Raw genomic sequence first — 20,404 nt, 5'->3', positions numbered from 1 at the left:
AAGTTTTTTGATTACATTTTATTCCGTTAATCCTTCATATTGAGGCAACGGGTAAGTGGAAAAATCCAATCGTTTATAGCGAGGAATCGAACGAGTATACCATCCTAATTCCTTAGCAAACTCTCTTCCCGGAACATAAACGGTTCCATTTTTTGTTTCCACATCAACGGACAATGTTTTGGATTCACCGTTTACTTGAATTTCATTGCTTCCCGGTGTGAGTTGAATCGTGGTTCCGTTATATTGAACGGTTTTTCCATCATTCGATACAGTAACGGTTGGAACTTGAGCAAACAAACCTTTGATATCCACCATCAAAACACCGGATTTTGTATAGCTTGGTTGAACTTGACCAACCGTCACCTTATCATGACCGTACACGCCAAATTGAGTATATGGAATATGCAAGTCAATCCAATATTGATTAGGTTCTGTCGGTTGAGATGGCATAGTAACCGTTACAGGATCATCTTCTAAGAAAGGAGCATTATAAATTTCCGAATCCTTATAAGCCTTACCGTTGAATGAAATAATTTCATAATCCGGATAATGAGCGTTTATGAGCGTCGCTTGAGATAGTAAAGATCTTGATTTATCTTTTACATATGTTTCGGGATCAGGAAGGCTTTTATAGGCATCCTTTGATTGGTGTACTTCATTGTAGTAATCTTTCAGCAAATCAACGTCTGCTACAATGCCCCCTCCAGGTACCATACCATCAATTCTCCGAACTAATGTCCAGTCTCCATATTTTGCATGAAGTTGTGCCAATGACATATTGACATAATCAGGCACTGTATCCGAAGGATTCGACGGTGTAGATGGACCTGTTGGATCGCTTGGTTCAGTTGGATTCGTTGGTGTAGATGGATCTGTCGGATTGCTCGGTTCGGTTGGATTCGTCGGCGACGGTGTTGATGGACTTCCTGGATTACTTGGTTTCGTTCCATTTTTTTCTAAGACTTGCAGCACTCGGCTCACTAAAACACTTGAAGAAGCACGATCAGCTTTCTCGCTTGGTGCAAAGGTACCGTTGGTTTTTCCTTTAATGATTCCGTAATGAACCATCCGTTTAACAGATTCCAAAGCGTAAGGTGGAATTTTGTCCTTAAACTTCAAATTTTCCTTTTCCTTGAAGTTCCCTTTCAGATTCATCGCCCGATCTAACATGACAGCCATATCGGCTCGTGTCACAGGAAGATCAGGATTAAATTTACCACCTGTTCCCTTTACAATTCCCGCGCTTGCAGCACGGCTGATTTCATCATAAAGGGCCTTCGATTTTGGAACATCCTTAAAATGGCTGCTCCCTTTTGGCAGATTGAAAGCTCTGGCAATCATGCCGGCAAATTGTCCTCTTGTTACCTTTTCATCTGGATGAAATTTGCCATCAGAATAGCCAGTGACAACACCACGTTCTACTAATTTCTCAATATCCGAATAAGCGTATGAACTTTTCGGAACATCTCGAAAGTCTGTATTGGCTGCACTCGCCCCAACAGCAGGGATAGCACCCGTTAAAAAAGTCGCAAATGCCAAAGCACCTGCAAAATTCTTTTTCTTCAATTTATATGCCTCCTTAAATCCAGAAAAATCTCATTACTTTTATTATACAAAATCATCTTTCTTTCATGGTGATAAATTCCATTTAATCCTTTTTTCAATCGGACCATTGCCGCTATCTGTTTAAGTTCATCGATTGATAAAATTTCAGCAAGCTCCCTTTATGGTTATAACCTTTTCAGTTTTTTATGAGAATTGGTTTGGTTTTATCAAATAAAGCTCTCTTTATGTCTATTGCCCAAAAACGATAAAATGAATCAAAGGGATCCCGGCATCAAAACAAATCACCCTCTGGATTTTTTAATATTTCAAATGTTAAGATCATTTTAAAGAAAAATCTACAGAAAGCAGGGATATACGTCATATGAAGGATCGTAACATTGAAATCATCCACTTTGCTATAGGACTTCCCAAAACGATGCAATACGGCAATCAGAAGGAAATGAAAACCGGGATATACAAGAACAAAACAGAAGAAGCTTTTCTTACCAAAGAAGGTTTTCGCGGAGATGGAGTGGCCAACTTAAAATACCACGGAGGCCCCGACCGTGCCGTCTGTATCTATCCGTATGAACATTATCAGTTGTGGGAGAAAGAATTCGATACTTCATTGCCTCCTTCTGCGTTCGGAGAAAATCTTACCGTGGCCAACATGTTAGAGCAAGATGTTTGTATAGGGGATATTTATCAGTTGGGAGAAGCGGTCATACAAATCACGCAAGGGAGAATTCCATGCAGCACTATAACCAGAAGAACGAACATACAAGGTCTACTTAAGAGAATGGTAGAAACGGGCTATACCGGTTATCTCTGTCGGGTTCTAAAAGAAGGCACTGTCAGACACCATTCAAAGATCGAATTGATTCAACGCCATCCGCAACAAGTTTCCATCCTTTTTGCCAACGAAGTTTATTTCCACAGACAGAGAGACGCAGAAGGGATAAAAAAAGTATTAGAGGTTCAAGAATTAGCCAAATCATGGCGTGAATCGTTAAAAGAGCGCTTAAATAAATTGATTCCTTCCGTTTAGCCTGTTGTTCTACTCATGGTATACTTCGAAAATTCTGCGCCGATTTTTCAATATAGCGCTTATCGCCATTTTCGCTTTAGCGTAGCAACGGATTTTCTTCGTTTCATAGCGGTAAATTTTAGGTCGGTTGCGCATTACCATAGCGTGGTATTTTCAGAGGAAAAATAGCGAACATAAAAAAGTGCCCCTACGCATTTAATTAAGCGCAGGGGCACCGTAAACTTAACGTTTTTGAGGACGCCCTCGGCAGGAATCGAACCCACATTTCAAGAACCGGAATCTTGCGTGTTATCCGTTACACTACGAGGGCATATAATGAATCAGTACGGTTTTAAATTATAATGAAAAAACAATCATAATGCAAGAGTTTTATGGAAAAAACTTTGTCTTCAGGCGGGTTTTTAAAGTTTAAATTCGAACGGACATGGGTACAATGTTCGATGTGTACAAAAAAATTATTTTTTATAAGCTTTTATGTTTGACCTTTATTGACCTTCATTGTATGATTACATTACATAAGTTTCTCTTCGCTAGAAATTTTATGAAGAAATTTGAAAAAGGAGGAAAGTTGGTATGAACCTAATTCCTACAGTCATTGAACAAACAAACCGCGGGGAACGGGCGTACGATATTTACTCACGTTTGTTGAAAGACCGTATTATTATGTTGGGCAGCGCTATCGACGACACTGTCGCAAACTCTATTGTAGCTCAGCTTTTATTCCTTGAAGCAGAAAATCCGGAAAAAGACATCTCCATTTACATTAACAGTCCCGGCGGAAGCATTACAGCCGGAATGGCGATTTATGATACAATGCAATTTATTAAACCGGATGTCCAAACTATTTGTATCGGGATGGCCGCTTCCATGGGAGCATTCTTGCTTGCAGCAGGAACGAAAGGAAAACGTTATGCTCTTCCAAATGCCGAAGTGATGATCCATCAACCGCTTGGCGGCGCACAAGGTCAAGCAACCGAAATTGAAATTGCCGCTAAACGCATTTTGTTCTTAAAAGATAAATTAAACAAAATTTTATCAGAACGCACCGGCCAGCCGCTCGAAGTCATTGAAAAAGACACAGACCGCGACAACTTTATGACGGCTCAACGCGCCAAAGAATATGGCTTAATTGACCATATCATTAGCCGAAACGATATCAGCAAATAATTTCGTTTGCTCCCATCGAGCGGAGAATCGCCTCGTTCGATGGATTGTCTTTTCCTAACATCAGGAATAGAGAGAGTCCAGTGGTTAAGGCGGATAAGACGAATTTGGTTCGGTTCCCTCACCATCAAGCCCAGAAAGCCAAATATAACAGGCTGATACTTCATCAAAAGTATCAGCCTGTTTTGTTAATCTTCATTTTCAAGAAATTCCGTTAACGCTTCCAATGCTTTGTCTTCATCATGACCATCAGCGATTAACCGGATCTTCGTACCTGTTCCGACTGCCAAACTCATAATTCCCATGATGCTTTTGGCATTCACTCTTTTTTCGTCTTTTTCTACATAAATTTCCGATGAAAACCGGTTTGCCTCTTGTACAAATAAAGCAGCAGGCCGTGATTGCAATCCCGTTTTCAGCTTAACTTCCACCATCTTTTGAATCATTTTCCACAACCCCTTTTTTTATGATTCAACTGCGGCCCTTAGCCACCCGTGTCATCACACATCGGTTGGCTAAGGAGCCGCAAACATTTTGCTCGGTTTTGCCAGCCGCACCGGCTTTTTTCATGCTTGATGTTTTTTCGTAATGGTTTCGCCGGCCCGCAATTTTTCAGCGATCTCATCAATTTTTCTTAGGCGGTGATTAATGCCGGATTTACTGATTTTCCCTCCGGATACCAATTCACCTAACTCTTTCAACGTTACATCTTGGTGTTCCACTCGAAGCTCAGCGATTTCTCTTAATTTTTCCGGTAAAATGTCCAATCCAACGGTTTCTTGGATATAACGAATGTTCTCCACTTGCCTTAGCGCTGCGCCAATCGTCTTATTTAAATTCGCTGTTTCACAGTTGACAAGACGATTCACCGAGTTGCGCATATCGCGCATAATGCGGACATCTTCAAAGCGGAGCAACGCTTGATGGGCGCCGACAATATTGAGAAATTCAGCAATTTTCTCGGCTTCCTTTAAATAGGTGATATATCCTTTTTTTCTTTCCAGCGTTTTGCTGTTGAGATAAAAGGTGTTCATTACTTCACACAATGAATCATTATGCTCTTTATAAAGGGAAAAAATTTCTAAATGATAAGAAGATGTTTCCGGATTATTCACAGACCCACCCGCTAAAAACGCTCCTCGCAAGTACGACCGACGACAGCACTTCTTTTTTATCAATTCCGGGGAAATGTCATGAATAAACGAAAAATTTTCCCCGAGTATATACAAGTCCTCTAAAATTTGCTTCGCTTTTTCTTTTAAGCGGACGATATAAACATTGTTCTTCTTAAGCCGCATTTTTTTACGAACAAGCAATTCGACCGGCACATCGTACAATTTTTTAATCAGAACGTAAATTCGTCGGGCGATGGCTGCATTTTCAGTCTGAACGTTGACAACCAAAAGCCGATTGGAAAAGGAAAGTGCCCCGTTCATTCGAATGAGCGCCGAAAGTTCGGCACGAGCACAGCATTCCTTTACTTCCAAAGTGGTCAGTTCCTTTTTTGTTTCCGAAGCAAACGACATCCCCGCCACCTCCCATTCTGAGACTATCGTCTGCTTAGCTCAGATCCGTTTTCAGTTATTTTCACCAATAACGAGTATAATATTTGAGCAACTCGATCGGTGTCATGTCGAATGATTCCATCCTTCACAGAGACGATTTCTTCATAAAGAATGTTCAAACCAAGAGCCCGAAGCTCATCCGGGTCAAATATAACAGGCTTGGCCAGTTCTTTTTCATACCTTTTTTGAATTTCTTCCGGTATTGGTGTTTTATTGACTAAAATCGTATCAATACAAGGCTGATTCAAATGGCGGTGGATCGCCTTTACGTGGTCGCTTGCCGTATAATCAAGCGTTTCCCCTGCCTGAGTCATCAAATTGCATATATACACTTTATGCGCTTTCGACCGGGATACTTCCCGCCCGATTTCCGATACCAGCAAATTAGGAAGAATGCTTGTGTACAAACTTCCCGGACCGACAACAATTAAATCAGCTTCCCGAATAGCCGTAATCGTTTCTGGAAGCGGTGCCACATTATCCGGAGTTAAAAATACTCTCCGTATCCTTTTTCCGGAATATGGAATTTTCGATTCTCCTGAAACGATGGTCCCATCGTCCATCACTGCATGCAATACTACACTTTCATTGGCTGCCGGAAGCACTTTTCCGCGCACATTTAAGACACGGCTCATTTCTTGAACCGCCCGCACAAAGTCCCCCTTAATCGAGGTTAACGCGGCAATCATCAAATTTCCAAGAGAATGCCCGCACAGTTCATTCGAAGTCGTGAACCGATGCTGAAAAAGTTGTTCAATCAGCGGTTCCACCTCAGACAGGGCAGCCAACACGTTGCGGATATCTCCGGGAGGCGGAATGGACAAATCGTTTCTTAATCTTCCGGAGCTCCCGCCATCATCCGCTACGGTCACAATGGCTGACAAATCAATAGGATATTTTTTCAACCCGCGCAGCAAAACAGGAAGGCCCGTTCCACCGCCGATGACAACCACTTTCTTGTCAGAAGCAGGATTCATGTTGTCCTTTCCTTTCTTTTTTAATATCGCGATGGCTGATGCGTGTTTGGTAGTCTTTTTCAAAATAATGGCCGATATATTCAGCCAGTGCAACAGAGCGATGCTGCCCTCCGGTACATCCTATGGCAATAACCACCTGGCGTTTTCCTTCCCTCTTGTAATGAGGAAGCATAAAAGCAAGCAAATCGGTTACTTTTCCTAAAAATTTTTGTGTATCGCTCCATTTGAGCACATAATTATACACTTCATCATCCATGCCTGTTTTTTTTTCGCATATGGTCAATGTAGTACGGATTCGGCAAAAATCGAACGTCAAACACCAGATCCGCATCAATAGGAATTCCGTGTTTAAATCCAAATGACATGACATTCACAGTAAAAATCGACTGTTTATTCGCGGAAAATTCTGTTATGATCTTATCCCGCAAGTCTTTCGGTTTCATATTGGAAGTATTGTAAATCAGCTGAGCACGACCCTTCAAATCTTCCAACAGCTTTCTTTCCTGCTGAATACCTTCAAGAGGCAGTCCCGAAGGAGCCAGCGGGTGCGATCGACGCGTTTCTTTATAACGGCGCACAAGAACAGAATCATCGGCATCTAAAAACAAGATTTGCGGGCTGACCCAATCAATCTCTGCCATGTCATCCAACGCTTTAAACAAATGTTCAAAAAAGTCTCTGCCCCTTAGATCCATAACAATAGCAGCTTTGTTTATTTTATGACCAGTGTCTTTCATGAGTTCCAAAAATTTCGGCAACAGTGTAGGCGGAAGATTATCTACACAATAATAGCCAAGATCTTCGAAACTTTGGATGGCAACTGTTTTTCCCGCCCCCGACATTCCAGTAATAATGACTAATTGGATATCCGTTGTTTTTGACTGTGAGCTCATCGTGGAACCCCCTTCATTTAACTTGGATCTAAACGATAGGATAACAGTTGAAAATCAGGCGTGTATGTAAAGGTTCCGTAAATCATTCCTTTTCCGTGAATCATATAATCCAAAATATGCCGGTCCCCTTCCGCCATCGGCAGCGTATGAATGGAGTCAATCGGATGCCAGGCAAGGTTTCCTTCTTCGGATGTCTTAAGGGATAATCCCTCGCTTTCTGTAGCGAAAAAAGTAAACAACATCCATTCTGAAGTGATTTTTTCTCCTTCTTTTATCAGAATGGTAAAGATCCCTTTTACATTCGGATTTCGAAGGTAGATGCCGGTCTCTTCCCGAAATTCACGGATGACCGCTTCTTTAATGGATTCGCCTGATTCCATTTTTCCACCGGGAGCCACCCACCATCCTCTGCGCGGTTTTTGCAGAAGCAGCACTTTTTCATCTTTTATTAATAGGCAATTTGTTACTCGTTGCATGTTCTCACCTCAATGGCCGCTGAAAACCGTTTTTCTGTTATCTTTTCCCCGCACCAAGGGGCAGTAAGTCCTTCTCTTGTTTTGAAGGAAACGAAAAGCTGTAAACTTGGGGACAACTGCCCCTATGTGCCCGATTGGTTCTACTAACCATCAGGGGTCGTGAAGCACCGCTGATGGAAGTTTCACTTTATCCCGCACTAAGGGGCACTCTTGACTAGAAGACTATAAGTCCTAATACTGGAGCAACTGCCCCTATATGCGGTCAACTAAGTTCCACCTTATTCTTTTTATTATACTATGAATGAAGGCAGGTACTCAATTCAAATGCAAAACCGATATTTTTTCTAAGAAAAAAACACAGGCAGCAACACCTGTGTTTCAAAAAGGGATTCTTTTAAAAAAGAGGGGAATTTCATCTGTCTTTACTATACAGCATCATTGTTGCAGATTGATTACAACATAATTAATCTTTTATGAAGATTAACAAATATTCCCTTATTATTTCACGCCCAATTTTTCTTTTAATTCTTCCACATAGCGTTGGGCGCTTTGAGCAGCGATGCTTCCATCTCCGGTTGCCGTGACAATTTGGCGTAGATTCTTTTCACGGACATCTCCTGCGGCAAACACCCCAGGAACGCTTGTTTCCATTAGTTCATTCGTTACAATATATCCGGCTTCATTGGTAATATTCAAGTTTTCAAACGGCTTTGTCAACGGAACCATTCCGATATAAACAAAGACTCCGTCCGTTTTGAATTCTTTTTCTTCACCCGTTACGGTATTGACCAATGTTACAGCGTTCACTTTGCCGTCTTTTCCATGAATTTCTTTAACGGTGTGATTCCAAATAAAGTCGATTTTTTCGTTTTCAAAAGCGCGTTGTTGGAGAATTTTTTGAGCGCGCAGCTTGTCGCGACGATGGACAATGGTTACTTTGCTGGCAAAGCGAGTTAAATAAACGCCTTCTTCCACAGCGGAGTCTCCACCGCCGACCACAACCAGTTCTCTTCCTTTGAAAAAGGCGCCATCGCAAACCGCACAGTAGGAAACGCCGCGTCCGCCAAATTCCGATTCACCGGGAACCCCTAATTTCTTAAACTGTGCTCCTGTCGCAATAATGATGGACCGAGCCTTAAATTGTTTCGTACCGGCGTCTACCGTTTTATATTCTTCGCCGTCAATAATTTGTTTAATATCGCCATAAGCGTATTCTGCACCAAATTTTTTGGCGTGTTCGAACATTTTGTTGGATAATTCAGGTCCTAAAATGCTGTCATATCCAGGATAATTTTCTATTTCTTCCGTATTCGTCATCTGACCGCCCGGAACGCCTCTTTCAATCATCAACGTAGACATATTGGCTCTCGAGGCATACACAGCAGCTGTCATTCCTGCCGGGCCGGCGCCAATAATAATGACATCGTAAATTTTCTCTTCCGCCACGTAAGACACTCCCTTTTCTCATTTGTACATATTTTTTGTTCCGAAAGACGTTTATTCGAGACTGAGAGTCAAATCGTGCTCTCGCGTTTACAGAGACTGATAAGCAAGTAATCCAAATTTACTATTGAAGCATTCATCTTTGCTTTATTATCTCCTGCTATCTCTATCCTATAAGACAAAAGAAATTGCGTCCAACTATATGCTTATACCGGAGACTTCTTTTTTGATGGCTTGAATGTATCGACGCAAAGTGGCGGGAGAGATATGATAAATTTCAGCCACTTCTTTTTGAGACGCTTTTTGATGCCGCAGTTTTTTCCAAATGTATTCAATCGCTGCAGCATACGCCTCTTTTTTTTGCAGTCTTGGGCGTTTTGTAAGAATGGAGGCAAAAAAAGAAAACCATAGCAAATAAACACCGATTTGTTCGATTCCTATCGGCCGGAAACGTTCATACAATATTTGCGCTGTTCCATGTCCTATTTCAATGGCGGGGCTTGCATCCATCGGTTTCAATTCCATGTCCAGCACTTTAGCTAAATAAATCTTTTCTTGAAAGGTTAAATTTTCAATATCACAAAAGCTTGGATCCGCTGTGATGGCTTTTTTATCCTCCCGTAATGAAAGCAAAAACATGCCAAAAAGCCGTTCTTCTATATATTCGCTGTTTAATCTTTTGATGATGGAAGATGGTACATTTTCTATCCCTTGATGAAAATGAAAATCTTCTTCATTCCAAGGCTCCAAACCGTCTTTTTCCGGCGCCATCTGCAGCACTTGTTCCCAAGCCGCACGGGCCGTTTTGTGATGGCCGGTGTGATGAGCGGCATACGAAAGCCAGTAATAAAAATTCACATCCCCATCAAACCCTTTTTTATAGAGGTTTTTCAGCCAAAAATACGACTCTTCGTACCGGCCCACTAATGCAAAAGTCGTACCTAGCTTGTATTGATGCTCCATCAGGATTGGCCGCACTTTTTGAAGCGTGGCGATGATCTTCTGCAGTTCTTCTTCATTTCTCCCATAGTACATAAACACGGCGGTGTTGCAAAGCGCGTGAAGGTTGCCGGGGCTTTTCTCCAATACATTGTCAATCACTTCAAACGCTTTATCCGTTTTTCCTAAATAATAATAGGCCAAAGAAAGATTATTATACGCTGCCCAAAATTCCGGATAGTTGTCAATGATTTTGTTTAAAACTTCAATCGCCGCTTCAAATTGTCCGGCTTCCAATAAATTGCGCGCTTCTTCCTGCAGCGATATCAGCTCATCTTGAACAATGAGTACGTCTTCCGCTTCTTCCGCATCCATTTGAATCACTTCCAGCAAATCTTCGGCATCCTCGCTGAATTCCCCGTCAGGATCTTTTTGCAAATATTCATTCACATGTTTGAACGCTTCTTGAAACATCCCCATATGGGCGTAGTTATTTGCCAGAAAATAATGAACTTCATTCATAAACGGATCCAAATCATTCGCTATCATGATGAGCAACCGATTAGACTCTTCGTAATTGCCCAGTTCCGTTTCCACAATTGCTAATTGGCAGGCTATCACAGGTTCTAGAGGCTCCAACTCAAATGCTCGTGAAAAATATTTTTTTGCTTTATTTAAATTTCTTTGTCTATATGCCTTTAATCCTTTTTTAAAGTAATATTCACCGGTAGGGATGAAGGAAAGGATTTTCCCTTTCTCATCTTCTATATTTGAGCCTTTTCTCATAAATGTCCTCCAAAACGTACTTAATTAACTACAGTAGTATATCATATATCAAACTCTGACGAAATATGGCGATCTGTAATATTAAAAGCCTGTTTTCAAATGTTTATTTAACGCTTTTTAGTCAACTAATATTCTTTCCGGAAAGAAACAGCGCAAAATAAGCCGGCCCCTCGGCCAGCTTATATTCACTTATTTTCATTATTTTTTCTTGATTTTTCTTCGTGTCTTTTTTCCAAAACAGCCAAGACGTCTTGAAGCGGCAATCGCTGTTCTCGAAGCAGCACAAGAAGGTGATAAATCAAATCAGCTGCTTCCCAGCGCAATTCTTCATGGCTGCGGTTTTTAGCGGCAATGATGACTTCGGACGCTTCTTCCCCGACTTTCTTTAAAATTTTATCGACGCCCTTTTCAAATAAATAGGTGGTATAAGCCCCTTCCGGACGTTCTTCATCCCGTTTTGCAATCACTTGTTCCAATTCGGACAAAATAGCATAAGAAGCGATCTGATTTTCTCCCCCGTAAAACTCGTCCACAAAACAACTATCCGTGCCGTTATGGCATGCAGGACCGTTCGGTTCTACCAGAACGAGCACAGCATCCCGGTCGCAATCCCATTTCATTTTCACCACTTTTTGGGTATTTCCGCTCGTTTCGCCTTTGTGCCAAAGTGTTTGGCGGGAACGGCTGTAAAACCAAGTTTCTCCCGTTTCCAACGTTTTTTGCAGAGATTGTTTATTCATGTAAGCCAACGTGAGCACTTCTTTTGTATTCACATCTTGAACGATTGCCGGAATCAATCCTTTTTCATCAAAAACAAGTTGATCGATTGATAATTCTGTCATCTTATATCCACTCCTTGGAGTTGCAAAAAGTGTTTTACTTCCTGCACGCTTGTTTCTTTATAATGGAAAATCGAGGCGGCAAGGGCAGCGTCTGCTTTTCCCTCCGTCAGTATTTCCAAGAAATCTTCTTTTTTCCCGGCGCCTCCCGAAGCAATGACCGGTACCGTGACAGCTTCACTAACCGCTTTCGTTAACGCAACGTCGTACCCTTTCTTTTCACCATCCGAATCCATGCTCGTCAACAAAATTTCGCCGGCTCCTCTTTCTACTGCTTCTTTAGCCCAAGAGACGACTTCTTTTTCAGTGGCTTTTCTTCCTCCATGCGTATACACCCGCCAAGAACCTAGTTCTGCGTCATATTTGGCATCGATGGCCACGACAATGCATTGTGATCCAAAATATTCTGCTCCTTCGGTAATCAAAGAAGGATGATTGACAGCAGCCGTGTTTAAAGAAACTTTATCGGCACCTGCACGCAAAATCTTTTTCATATCGTCCAGCGAATGGATCCCGCCGCCAACGGTAAAAGGAATAGCCAGTTCGGAGGCGACGGCTTTGACAACATCAACCATCGTCTTCCTGCCCTCATGAGAAGCGGAAATATCTAAAAAAACCAGTTCATCGGCACCTTGTTCATCATAAACACGCGCCAACTCAACCGGATCGCCTGCATCGCGAAGCTGAACAAATTGAATTCCTTTCACCACTCTTCCATCTTTTACATCCAAACAAGGGATAATCCGTTTTGTGATCATCTTTCCACCTCTTCCAGCGCTTCCTGCAGTGAAAATTGTCCGGTATAAATGGCTTTGCCGACAATCGCACCGGACACGCCTTCATTCTCATAAGCCTTTAAAGCTTGCAAATCAGAGATGGAACGGACTCCGCCGGAAGCAATGACTTGTTTACCTGTTGCTTTCGCCAATTCCACCGCTGCCTCTATATTGGGGCCGGACAGCATGCCATCCGTCGCAATATCCGTAAAAATAAACGTTTCTACCCCGCCTTCTGCCAGCCGTTTTCCCAATTCGACTGCTTTAATTTGGGAAGTTTCCAGCCAGCCGTGAACGGCCACATATCCATCTTTTGCGTCGAGGCCAACGGCAATTTTGGATCCATATGTTCGAACCAATTCAAGAACCAAATCCGGATTCGAAACGGCCATACTGCCGATGATCACCCGATCCACTCCGTTTTCCAAATAATGGATCACATCTCGTTCCGACCGGATGCCGCCGCCAACTTGCACTTTCGCCGGAAACTTTTGAGCCGCTTCCAGAACATAGCGGTCATTGATTCGCGTTCCATCTTTGGCGCCATCCAGATCGACCATATGGATCCATGCCGCTCCTTGATCTACAAATTTCTTCGCCATCTCGAAAGGAGAATCACCATAAACGGTTTCTTTGTCATAATCTCCTTGAAGAAGGCGAACGCATTTGCCCCCTCTCATATCAATGGCTGGATAGATGGTGAAACTCATTGCTCAGCACCCGACCTTTCCATCATTTCCGTAAAGTTTTTTAAAAGTCCCATGCCCGTCTTGCCGCTTTTTTCCGGATGAAACTGCATGCCATAAATATTTTCTTTTGCCACAATGGCCGGTATTTGAACGTTATAGTCCGCACTGGCAATCAATGTGTTTTCCTCTAAGCTGCTGGCATAGTAGGAATGGACAAAATAAACGAACCCTTCCTCCACGCCGTTTGTAATCGGAGACGCTTGATGAAAGCTGAGCCTGTTCCAGCCCATATGCGGAATTTTAAAAGTTTCTTTTCCATTGTCGGAAGGAATGCGTGTCACTCTTCCTTTTAACAAGCCAAGCCCCTCTTCAAGACCGTTTTCCTCGCTTTCCTCAAAAAGCAGCTGCATGCCAAGGCAAATGCCAAGCAGCGGCCGGCCGGTTTTCGTATACTCTTGCAAAAAGGAAGCGAGCCCTGTTTCTCGCAGACGTTTCATCGCATCTTTAAACGCCCCTACTCCGGGCAAAATAAGTCCATCCGTTTTTTCCAGTTCACTTTCTTTAGAAGAAAGTATGTAAGGGGCCTCTAAACGCTCCAACGCTTTTGAAACACTGAAAAGATTCCCCATTCCATAATCAATCACTCCGATCATGCTCTACAAAACCCCTTTCGTTGAAGGAATTCCTTTTACACGGGGATCCAACATGGTCGCTTCATCAAGCGCTCTTCCCAGCGCTTTAAAAACGGCTTCGATCATATGATGGGTATTCGCCCCATAATGGAGGATCACATGCAAATTCATCCGTGCTTCCAATGCGAATTTCCATAAAAATTCATGCACCAGCTCCGTATCAAATGTTCCAACCCGACTGCTCGGAAGTTCTCCGCGCATTTCAAAATGAGGGCGATTGCTTAAATCGACCACCACTTGCGCCAGCGCTTCGTCCATTGGAACAAAAGCGTTTCCGTAGCGTTTGATCCCTTTCTTGTCGCCAAGCGCTTCTCTCAAGGCGCTGCCAAGACAAATGCCGATGTCTTCTGTCGTATGGTGGTCATCTATTTCAATATCGCCCTTTGCTTTGACGGTTAAATTGAATTGGCCGTGTTTTGTGAATAAATCAAGCATGTGAGTCAAAAACGGAACATTTGTATCAAGATCGGCCCTTCCCTCTCCGTCAATGTCAAAGGCTAATTGGATATCGGTTTCGTTCGTCTTGCGGCTGATTTCTGCATATCGTCTGATTTCCATTTGTCTCCCCCTCACTCAGGTCTAACCGGTTTTTTCAACCTGGATTCTATTGCGCGGGCATGAGCCTCCAATCCTTCAAGGCGAGCAAAAGCAGCAATTTTTTCTGCATTTTGCCGGAAGGACGTTTCACTGTAATAAATAATGCTCGACTTCTTTATAAACTCATCCACATTTAAAGGACTGGAAAAACGAGCCGTCCCATTAGTCGGCAAGACATGATTTGGACCTGCAAAATAGTCGCCAACAGGCTCTGAACTGAATCTTCCGACAAAAATAGCTCCGGCATGGCGGATCATCGGAACCAATTCGAGCGCATTTCTAGCGACAATTTCCAAATGCTCTGGCGCAATTTGATTCACCACTTCAATCGCTTTTTCCATGGTGGGAGCAAGATAAATGACTCCATATTCATCAATCGATTGTTTTGCAATTTCTTTTCTCGGGAGCTGTTCCAGCTGTTTTTCCACTTCACGTGCGGTTTCTTCCGCAAGCGTCCGGGATGTCGTTACCAGAACACTGGTTGCTCTCGGATCATGTTCGGCTTGCGATAAAAGATCAGCGGCCACTTCATGAGGCAAGGCTGTGTCATCTGCCAGCACGGCAATTTCACTCGGCCCAGCAATCATATCAATATCCACCTTGCCAAACACTTCTCTTTTGGCGAGAGCGACATAAATATTTCCCGGTCCGACAATTTTATCAACAGGTTGGATCGATTCAGTTCCATAAGCAAGAGCTGCGATCGCTTGGGCTCCCCCTACCTTCCATATTTCCTCCACGCCGGCTATATGGGCCGCAGCCAGAACGCCCGCAGGAAGCTTGCCGTTTTGATCGGGAGGAGACACCATCACAATTCTTTTTACGCCGGCTACTTTAGCTGGCAGCACGTTCATGAGAACAGACGATGGATAGGCCGCTGTTCCCCCCGGGACGTATACACCAACGGAATCGAGCGGTGTAAACTTCTGACCAAGAATGGTCCCGTTTTCATCTTGAGTAATCCAAGTTTCTCTTCGTTGTTTTTCGTGAAAACGGCGGATGTTCTTTGCCGCTTCCTCCAATACTTTCAGCAATTTTGGATCAAAACTTTGGATCGCTTCATGGATCTCTTCTTCGGACACTCGCATCCGATCGAGTTTGATTCCGTCAAATGTTTCCGTATAAGCAAGAAGAGCCCGATCCCCTTCTCGGCGGACGGATTCCAAAATCTCCAAAACGATCTTTCGTTGTTCTTCGGTTCCGTTGTCCACGGATCGCTGAATAGATATATCATCTGTCACCTTTTGTATTCTCATATCGATCACACCACTTTCTCTGAAATCACCCGACTCAGGCGGTCGACTATTTGTTCAATCGCCGCATCTTTTATACGATAGCTGACTGGATTCACGATCAGCCGTGAAGTAACATCCACAATATGCTCATACTCTACCAAACCGTTTTCTTTTAACGTACGTCCTGTCGAGACGATATCGACAATTCGATCGGCTAACCCGACAATCGGTGCCAGTTCGATCGAACCATTTAGTTTGATGATTTCCACTTGCTCTCCTTGTTCGCGGAAGTAGCTGGATGCCACGTTCGGGTATTTCGTGGCAATTTTAGGAGCAACCTCGTTCATTTTCGTATTGGGCAGACCGGCAACGGCAAGATAGCAAGGGCTGATTTTTAAATCCAACAACTCATAGACATCTCGTTCTTCTTCCAACATGACGTCTTTGCCGGCAATCCCCAAGTCAGCCACACCATGCTCCACATAGGTAGGGACGTCCATCGGCTTAGCCAAAATAAACTGCAGATTCTCCTCCGGGACATCGACAATTAACTTCCTCGATTCATCAAATTCCGGAGGAAGCTGATAGCCTGCCTTTCTCAAAAGCTCCGCTGCTTCATGAAAAATCCGCCCCTTCGGCATGGCAATGATTAATGGCGTATCGTTCATTCTTCCACCTCCGTTTTCGGCGTCCCAATATAAAAATGAACTTTACTGAATTTGGCGGTAAAACGATCCACATCTTGAACGCCGGAAATGTCTTGAAGCACCGTTCTTTCCCCTTTCTCTTGAAGGGATTTAGCAAAATCAATCGCTTCCTTGCGCCGTTCTTTGCTGAACAAAACGCATTGCAGCGGCTCTTCCTCGGACAACTCTCCAATAGCTTCCAAAAGGAAATCGAGACGGATTCCAAAACCAGTAGCGCTTGTCGGGAATCCGAATTTTTCTAATAGATTGTTGTACCGCCCGCCATTTCCGATAGGATATCCTACACCTTCCGCATATATTTCAAACAGAATTCCCGTATAATAGCTCATATGGCTCACAAGCGAAAGATCAAATTTGACAAACGATTCCACTCCATGATCCTTCAATACAAGCCAAAGCTGTTTAAGCTCATCAATTGCTTCCTGTCCTTTCCCGTCTTCCGTGAGGGAAATGGCCTCTTGAAGAACATTTTCAGTTCCTCTCATGTTTAAAATGTTTAACAGGCGCTGTTTGTCAATGGACGAAAGCGAGAGTTGCTTTACGTGTTCTTTATAGCCAACATAATTTTTTTCATATAAATAGCTTTGCAAAACGCTTGCTCTTTCTTCAGTTCCGAGAATTTGCTGAAACAAATTCCGTACAAAGCCGATATGGCCGATTGAAATTTGAAAATGCTTCAAACCTGTTTTTTTCAAAGAAGAAACAAGCAGAGCAATGATTTCCCCATCTGCGCTGATGGTCGGATCGCCAATGTTTTCAATGCCGATCTGTTCGAATTCGGCCGCCCTCCCCCCTTCGCGCTGCTGCGCCCTGTAAACATTGGTGCAATAAGCAAGGCGAATCGGAATCTGTTCTTTTAAAAGTTTCGATGCCGCCATCCGTGCGATCGGCGTGGTCATATCCGGCCTCAGAACAAGCGTGTGTCCTTGTTGATCCAGCAATTTAAAAAGCTGTTGATCCAAAATGGCCGAAGCCGTACCGACCGTTTCATAATATTCCAAAGCAGGAGTTTCAATAAATTGATAGCCGGCCAGTTTAAATTCTCGGCCAATTTGATCTTTTATTTTTTTCTTTGTTTCGTATATATGAGGAAGCGTATCCCTCATTCCAATCGGTTTTTCAAACATAAAAAGTTTGGACATAAACAAGATCACCTGTGATTAAAATTTCCGAAATCCTTTAGTTCGCTAATATGCTAACAAAGTGAAGTTATATGTAGTTTACTCCCCTCTTGTATTTGAGTCAAGACTTTTCGCAAATTCTTCCGGAAATCATATGAGAACAAAAAATCAGACCATTTTCTCAGAGCGAATGGTCAATGACAGCAGGAAAGATGCGGAAGTGGAAACCGATCATGAAAACAGGATGCGGATAAGAAAGAGAGGAATAAGTTTGATCGACTATGTATCAATCTTTCTTATGGCTTCACTTCGTTAGAAGAAAATAACGCAGATTCCGCGGTGCGGCTTTCAGAATACTCAATATTCCGGCTAAATGTTCTAAAAGCCGCGGGAGAATAGGTCTTTTCGAATCTATTGATCAAGATGATTATTTTTTCTTCTTTCTTTTGCAGAACGGAACCAAAAAACAGCGGCAACCGTTGAAAATAAGATAGCCGCCAATCCTAAAATATTAGCCATTGCGCTTCACTCTCCTTTCTTTTTAACGGATGGCAAAAGAAACTTTTTGATGGAACAGCAGTAACGTAGTTCATCGTTGCTATATCGGTTTCTTTCATGATGATTTGACTTTATTGACCAAAAATTCAGACATATATAAAAAGGGAGAGCGTTCTCCTCTTTCTCAACAAACAAAGAAAATATCGCCCCGCAAAGTGCAGGGCAGAGGGAAATACGGGCATGCCTTGCATCTTGATCATCATTCATTTTTCTGTCTAAGCTGCATTTCTTCTTTTGTGTAAATAATCCTCATTGGGTTTCCGCCGACAAAAGCGCCGGCCGGGACATCGCGGTGGACAAGAGTACCGGCGGAAACGACGGCCCCATCGCCAATCGTCACTCCCGGCAGGATCGTCGAATTCGCGCCAATCATCACGCGGTTTCCAATTCGGACCTCGCCGATACGGTATTCCTCAATTAAATATTCGTGAGCTAAAATGGTGGTATTATATCCGATAATCGTGGAATCCCCCACAGAGATGAACTCGGGAAACATAATGTCGGGCATGACTTTATAAGCAAGAGCAGCGTTTTTACCAATTTTCATGCCCAAGAACGTGCGGTACAGCCAATTTTTAAACGGCAAAAACGGAACAAAGCGCCCGATTTCGATAACGGCCGTATTTTTGAATACCTTCCAAAACGAAACCGTTTGATACACATTCCAAAGAGAATTCGGGCCTTTTATTTCGTACCGCTTCGTTCTCCTCATGATGGGTCCACTCCGACAATGGCAAGAATATCGTATATGGAATCCAGCATATAATCCGGATGATAAGACAACAGATGTTCTTTTCCTTTAATGGACCAGGACACCCCTGCAGTAAGCGTACCGGCATTTTTTCCGCCCTCGATATCATGGTAATTGTCGCCGATCATAATGGCTTCCTCCGGTTTGGAACGGAGCGTTTCCAGCGCTTTTAACAGAGGTTCCGGATGAGGTTTGGCGTGATTCACGTCATCCAAAGAAACGATCGTATCAAAAAAAGACTCAAGCCTTGCCAGCTTTAATCCTCTTATAATGAGGTCTCTCATTTTGGTGGAAACAATCGCTAATTTGAACCCATGTTCTTTTAACGTTCGAATGGTCTCATAAACACCTTCAAATTCGGTAACCAGCAAATCATGGTTTTCAACGTTAAACTTCCGATAGCGAAGAATCATTTCCTGCGCCTTTTCAGGATTAATTTTTTCAAACGTTTCGGCAAGGGGCGGGCCAAGAAAAGGATATACATCTTCACGTTCATATTGGTTTGGATAATAATAATTGAGCGTATGAAGAAAGGAGGAAACAATGAGCTCATTCGTGTTAATGAGTGTTCCGTCCAAATCAAATAATAGAGTAGTAATGTTTTTCTTCATTAAGCAGCTTCCTTTCTTCCGGCAGTTTCAACTCGTTTCCACACAAACGAAACGAAGAGCGTCAGCAGCACCGCTGTGATTAAACGGATGAAAAGCAAATATTGCACAGGAATGCCCAGCGGCAAAAAGACCAATGTATCCTCAATGACTGCATGGCATGCAACAAGAAAAAGGAACGCCAACGTCGCATCTTTTTTGCTTACGCCATCTTCTTTGACAGCCTGGATCATCACTCCCGACCCATAGGCCAGCCCAAAAACGAGACCAGCCGCCAAAGTCATAGAAGTATTCGCGTTCATGCCAAGCGCTTTCGTAATTGGCGACACCCAATTGGAGAAAACATCTATCCACTTTAAGTCCTTTAAAATTTGAATCACGATCATAAGGGGAATGACAATGACAACCAATTGAACAATGCCATAACCCGCTTTTTCCAAGCCTTGCATTAGGATCGCCATTGCACCATGAACTTCTTCTTGATGAGGCATCATGCCATAGTGCGCCTTTTCGCTTCCACCTTGCCACAACAAATTGACGACCACTCCTGAAATGAACGCAAGGCCGAGTCGGGCCGTTATCATCACCCAAATTTTCACGCCCACTTTAACCGCCACGCTGGACTCTACAATCAAATTGTGGGCAAAAGAAAGCATAATGGCAATAATAAACACTTCTTTCACGGTTAAATCCAGCGACAGAATTCCTCCGATCCCGGCATACAATCCCAAAAAATTCCCAATCACGATCGGAATCGCGGCATCTCCAGATAAACCGAACATTTTCATGACAGGGCTCACGATATGAATCACCCACGGCAAAATTGGGGTATATTGAAGCATCGTCACAATCAGCGTGACCGGAAAAATAATTTTCCCAAGCGTCCACGCTGTTTTCAATCCCGTCCATAACCCCGTTTTAAGTGTAAGAAGCATCCTTTCATCTCCCCTTTGTTCGTTCCTATCACTCTTGTGGCTTATATGTAAAAGAGATAT

Annotated in this window: 20 protein-coding genes, 1 tRNA gene and 1 pseudogene; 2 read left to right on the top strand and 20 right to left on the bottom strand. The window is 43.0% G+C overall.

The features are described from left to right. Positions 1-18 precede the first annotated feature (18 nt). Entirely contained in the window at positions 19-1,566 is a 1,548-nt protein-coding gene (locus NST12_RS02440; RefSeq protein ID WP_048622609.1) for an S-layer homology domain-containing protein, read from the bottom strand. Positions 1,567-1,927: 361 nt separating this feature from the next. Here NST12_RS02440 and NST12_RS02435 point away from each other — a divergent pair, with 361 nt between their 5' ends. Next, on the top strand, positions 1,928-2,593 hold the full coding sequence (locus tag NST12_RS02435) for an MOSC domain-containing protein (protein ID WP_048622608.1): 666 nt from the start codon (positions 1,928-1,930) through the stop codon (positions 2,591-2,593). Between the two features lie 238 nt (positions 2,594-2,831). On the opposite strand, the gene NST12_RS02430 is transcribed toward NST12_RS02435, so the two are convergent. Further along, positions 2,832-2,903 (bottom strand) — tRNA-Arg (locus NST12_RS02430). Between the two features lie 263 nt (positions 2,904-3,166). On the opposite strand from NST12_RS02430, the gene clpP reads away from it, so the two are divergent. After that, the gene (gene clpP / locus NST12_RS02425; protein WP_003353530.1) at positions 3,167-3,760 is read left to right on the top strand and encodes an ATP-dependent Clp endopeptidase proteolytic subunit ClpP; all 594 of its coding nucleotides are present in this window, start codon (positions 3,167-3,169) and stop codon (positions 3,758-3,760) included. A gap of 185 nt (positions 3,761-3,945) precedes the next feature. Here the strand turns inward: clpP and NST12_RS02420 are convergent, their stop codons facing one another. The 18 genes and pseudogenes from NST12_RS02420 to NST12_RS02335 all read right to left on the bottom strand — a co-directional run bounded on the left by NST12_RS02420 (position 3,946) and on the right by NST12_RS02335 (position 20,344). Beyond that, positions 3,946-4,203, bottom strand: coding sequence for an HPr family phosphocarrier protein (locus tag NST12_RS02420; RefSeq protein WP_048622607.1), 258 nt, complete (start codon positions 4,201-4,203; stop codon positions 3,946-3,948). 120 nt (positions 4,204-4,323) lie between these two features. After that, complete coding sequence (gene whiA / locus NST12_RS02415; RefSeq protein WP_048622606.1) at positions 4,324-5,283, bottom strand: DNA-binding protein WhiA; 960 nt, start codon at positions 5,281-5,283, stop codon at positions 4,324-4,326. 23 nt (positions 5,284-5,306) lie between these two features. Beyond that, positions 5,307-6,299: a gluconeogenesis factor YvcK family protein gene (locus NST12_RS02410; RefSeq protein ID WP_048622605.1), complete on the bottom strand. Its 993-nt coding sequence runs from the start codon at positions 6,297-6,299 to the stop codon at positions 5,307-5,309. Further along, positions 6,283-7,192, bottom strand: a pseudogene (rapZ, locus tag NST12_RS02405) (RNase adapter RapZ). The gene NST12_RS02410 and the pseudogene rapZ overlap by 17 nt, the downstream one beginning before the upstream one ends. Positions 7,193-7,209: 17 nt before the next feature. Beyond that, positions 7,210-7,668: an 8-oxo-dGTP diphosphatase gene (locus NST12_RS02400; protein WP_003353537.1), complete on the bottom strand. Its 459-nt coding sequence runs from the start codon at positions 7,666-7,668 to the stop codon at positions 7,210-7,212. 498 nt (positions 7,669-8,166) lie between these two features. Next, on the bottom strand, positions 8,167-9,114 hold the full coding sequence (trxB, locus tag NST12_RS02395; protein WP_003353538.1) for a thioredoxin-disulfide reductase: 948 nt from the start codon (positions 9,112-9,114) through the stop codon (positions 8,167-8,169). 195 nt (positions 9,115-9,309) lie between these two features. Further along, positions 9,310-10,836 (bottom strand): tetratricopeptide repeat protein, encoded by a 1,527-nt coding sequence (locus tag NST12_RS02390; RefSeq protein WP_048622604.1) that lies wholly within the window; start codon positions 10,834-10,836, stop codon positions 9,310-9,312. A gap of 185 nt (positions 10,837-11,021) precedes the next feature. Next, positions 11,022-11,678 carry a bifunctional phosphoribosyl-AMP cyclohydrolase/phosphoribosyl-ATP diphosphatase HisIE gene (gene hisIE / locus NST12_RS02385; protein ID WP_048622603.1) on the bottom strand — a complete coding sequence of 219 codons (657 nt, stop codon included), beginning with the start codon at positions 11,676-11,678 and terminating at the stop codon, positions 11,022-11,024. Beyond that, a complete protein-coding gene (hisF, locus tag NST12_RS02380) occupies positions 11,675-12,433 on the bottom strand; it encodes an imidazole glycerol phosphate synthase subunit HisF (RefSeq protein ID WP_048622602.1) in 759 nt (252 codons plus the stop codon). Before hisF ends, hisIE begins: the two co-directional genes overlap by 4 nt. Then, positions 12,430-13,161 carry a 1-(5-phosphoribosyl)-5-[(5-phosphoribosylamino)methylideneamino]imidazole-4-carboxamide isomerase gene (gene hisA / locus NST12_RS02375; RefSeq protein WP_048622601.1) on the bottom strand — a complete coding sequence of 244 codons (732 nt, stop codon included), beginning with the start codon at positions 13,159-13,161 and terminating at the stop codon, positions 12,430-12,432. Before hisA ends, hisF begins: the two co-directional genes overlap by 4 nt. Continuing rightward, positions 13,158-13,793 (bottom strand): imidazole glycerol phosphate synthase subunit HisH, encoded by a 636-nt coding sequence (gene hisH, locus NST12_RS02370; RefSeq protein WP_048622600.1) that lies wholly within the window; start codon positions 13,791-13,793, stop codon positions 13,158-13,160. The genes hisA and hisH overlap by 4 nt, the downstream gene beginning before the upstream one ends. A 3-nt stretch (positions 13,794-13,796) precedes the next feature. Beyond that, positions 13,797-14,390 carry an imidazoleglycerol-phosphate dehydratase HisB gene (gene hisB / locus NST12_RS02365; protein WP_156179207.1) on the bottom strand — a complete coding sequence of 198 codons (594 nt, stop codon included), beginning with the start codon at positions 14,388-14,390 and terminating at the stop codon, positions 13,797-13,799. 11 nt (positions 14,391-14,401) lie between these two features. After that, positions 14,402-15,685, bottom strand: a complete 1,284-nt coding sequence (gene hisD / locus NST12_RS02360) for a histidinol dehydrogenase (protein ID WP_048622599.1) — start codon at positions 15,683-15,685, stop codon at positions 14,402-14,404. Between the two features lie 5 nt (positions 15,686-15,690). Beyond that, positions 15,691-16,332 (bottom strand): ATP phosphoribosyltransferase, encoded by a 642-nt coding sequence (gene hisG / locus NST12_RS02355; RefSeq protein WP_048622598.1) that lies wholly within the window; start codon positions 16,330-16,332, stop codon positions 15,691-15,693. After that, positions 16,329-17,513, bottom strand: a complete 1,185-nt coding sequence (locus tag NST12_RS02350) for an ATP phosphoribosyltransferase regulatory subunit (protein ID WP_048622597.1) — start codon at positions 17,511-17,513, stop codon at positions 16,329-16,331. The genes hisG and NST12_RS02350 overlap by 4 nt, the downstream gene beginning before the upstream one ends. Before the next feature lie 736 nt (positions 17,514-18,249). Then, the gene (locus tag NST12_RS02345; RefSeq protein ID WP_048622596.1) at positions 18,250-18,762 is read right to left on the bottom strand and encodes an acyltransferase; all 513 of its coding nucleotides are present in this window, start codon (positions 18,760-18,762) and stop codon (positions 18,250-18,252) included. Beyond that, positions 18,759-19,412: a pyrophosphatase PpaX gene (gene ppaX, locus NST12_RS02340; protein WP_048622595.1), complete on the bottom strand. Its 654-nt coding sequence runs from the start codon at positions 19,410-19,412 to the stop codon at positions 18,759-18,761. Before ppaX ends, NST12_RS02345 begins: the two co-directional genes overlap by 4 nt. Then, the gene (locus NST12_RS02335) at positions 19,412-20,344 is read right to left on the bottom strand and encodes a nucleoside recognition domain-containing protein (RefSeq protein WP_003353551.1); all 933 of its coding nucleotides are present in this window, start codon (positions 20,342-20,344) and stop codon (positions 19,412-19,414) included. The genes ppaX and NST12_RS02335 overlap by 1 nt, the downstream gene beginning before the upstream one ends. Positions 20,345-20,404: the final 60 nt, after the last annotated feature.

The organism is Bacillus sp. FSL W8-1127 (assembly GCF_038006725.1).
GTDB classification, from domain to species: Bacteria; Bacillota; Bacilli; order Bacillales; family DSM-4216; genus Bacillus_O; species Bacillus_O smithii.
This window is presented reverse-complemented; position numbering and strand designations above follow the sequence as displayed.